This is a genomic window from Acinetobacter sp. YH16042, from assembly GCF_013417245.1.
Lineage (GTDB): Bacteria > Pseudomonadota > Gammaproteobacteria > Pseudomonadales > Moraxellaceae > Acinetobacter > Acinetobacter amyesii.
This window is the reverse complement of record NZ_VPEJ01000119.1, coordinates 1-1,374: the sequence shown is the minus strand read 5'-3', so window position 1 is coordinate 1,374 and position 1,374 is coordinate 1. Positions and strand designations below refer to the sequence as shown.

Annotated in this window: 2 protein-coding genes; one reads left to right on the top strand and one right to left on the bottom strand. The window is 33.7% G+C overall.

The features are described from left to right. Positions 1-172 precede the first annotated feature (172 nt). Entirely contained in the window at positions 173-322 is a 150-nt protein-coding gene (locus FTV37_RS17435) for a hypothetical protein (RefSeq protein WP_179996696.1), read from the bottom strand. A gap of 50 nt (positions 323-372) precedes the next feature. On the opposite strand from FTV37_RS17435, the gene repM reads away from it, so the two are divergent. Next, positions 373-1,308, top strand: coding sequence for a replication initiation protein RepM (gene repM, locus FTV37_RS17430; RefSeq protein WP_180064341.1), 936 nt, complete (start codon positions 373-375; stop codon positions 1,306-1,308). Positions 1,309-1,374: the final 66 nt, after the last annotated feature.

Genomic DNA, 1,374 nt, shown 5'->3' with positions numbered 1-1,374 from the left:
AGCGAATACATTATCAATGCTTTTACTTTTGAATATCACGAACAGTATTAATTAAAAACTGCCCCTCGAAGCGAGGAACGAGCTTCAATAGAGTACGAGCTTTAGCGAGTACCTAGGGCAGTTTTCCACAAGTTTTTATATTTTTTATTTTTAAATATATTTTTAAATATTTTTAAGTTGCTTGAAACGCTTGTACAGCAAGGCTTTCACAGCTAATAAGTACACCAATTCCGACATATAAGTACACCAATTCCGATATTTTAGCCCCAATAAGTACACCAATTCCGACATATAAGTACACTAATTCCGATGATATTGACACGTACATTACAAAGGTGTACAAATACACTTGAATTATAAAAGTGTACAACAATGAAAAATGACTTAGTTGTAAAAGATAATGCGTTGATTAATGCTAGTTATAGTCTTGGTCTTGTCGAACAGCGATTGATTTTATTAGCTATCGTTATTATTCGGGAACATACTCATAACATGCACCTTGACTATATTGCATTCAATAAACCAATTGAGATTACAGCAGAAAGTTATATTAATACGTTTGGTGTAAGCCATAGCACAGCATACGAAACACTAAAGGATGCCTGTAAGTCTTTATTCTCAAGACAGTTTAGCTATCAAGAACCTAGAGAAAAAGGTATTGCTCATAAAACGACTCGCTGGGTGTCTGATATTGCTTATATTGATAATTCTGCAACTATAGAATTTACTTTTGCTCCAGCGGTCTTACCCCTAATCACTTATCTTGAACAACACCTTACAAGCTACGAATTAAAACAAGTTGCCAATCTAACAAGCGGTTATGCTATTCGCCTATACGAACTTTTAATTGCGTGGCGTAGTACTGGGAAGACACCAATTATTGATTTAAATGAATTTCGTTTAAAACTTGGAGTTGGAGATGAAAAATATCAAAGAATGGGGCAATTTAAAGAAAAAGTTTTACATATTGCTATTGAGCAACTTAACAAACATACAGACATTACCGTAACTTATGAGCAACATAAGCAGGGGCGTACAATTACAGGGTTTTCATTCAAGTTTAAGCAAAAAGTACAACCTAAAATTGAAACTAAACGAGATCCCAATACCCCTGATTTTTTCATCAAAATGACCGATTCCCAACGTCATTTATTTGCAAACAAAATGTCTGAAATGCCTGAAATGTCTAAGTATTCACAAGGTACAGAAAGCTATCAGCAATTTGCTGTACGTATTGCAGAAATGCTTTTACAGCCTGAAAAGTTTAGGGAACTGTATCCAGTCTTAGAAAAAGCAGGATTTAAATAATGATTGAGTTAGATAATTTTAATTTTGATGAAGAAGTTGCCAAATTCAATGATGTTATTTTCAATC

Excerpts from the sequence above, each read along its gene's own strand:
- repM (WP_180064341.1), top strand. The coding sequence starts at position 373 with ATGAAAAATGACTTAGTTGTAAAAGATAATGCGTTGATTAATGCTAGT.